The organism is Tessaracoccus sp. OH4464_COT-324 (assembly GCF_003932855.1).
In the GTDB taxonomy this organism is placed as follows: domain Bacteria; phylum Actinomycetota; class Actinomycetes; order Propionibacteriales; family Propionibacteriaceae; genus Arachnia.
In genome coordinates this window covers 1-452 of sequence record NZ_RQYZ01000098.1, presented here as the reverse complement: position 1 = coordinate 452, position 452 = coordinate 1, and the positions used below count along the sequence as shown (strand labels likewise).

Below are 452 nucleotides of genomic sequence, written 5' to 3'. Positions count from 1 at the left end.
GCCGAAATCCTCCCCCCACTCTTCAACGGCCTCCCCATCAACCAATTCAACCACCCAGAAACCCTCGGCGGCCTCCCCCTCAACCACCAAAAATCCTTCATCACCGTCTACGTCGGAGCAGGCAGATACACCAAAGGCGGCACCTACGACAAAGAATTCACCCTCAGAGTAGTGCGTGGGGCGATCCGCCCCCACGACTTCAACATGGAAGCCGACGATCTGAAGAACCCGCAACACTACGGGCGCCTCACCTGCGGCCGCACCGGACCCAGAGACTCCCTATTCGTCTGCCTCGCCTACGCCGAAGACGCCGTCATCCTCGCCGAAGACACCGGGCCAGGCGAGATAACCGACGAAGAAATCATCGCGATGACCAACGAATACCTCGACCACGCCCTCAACCTACGAAACCCATAATGCCCACCACCAAAACCCCACCACTGTGGTGGGCC

At 59.7% G+C, this 452-nt stretch carries 1 protein-coding gene; it reads left to right on the top strand.

What is annotated here, in order from left to right; genetic code table 11:
- On the top strand, window positions 1-417 hold a 417-nt coding region (locus tag EII42_RS13160; RefSeq protein WP_158676531.1), incomplete at its 5' end, for a hypothetical protein.
- Window positions 418-452 lie beyond the last annotated feature (35 nt).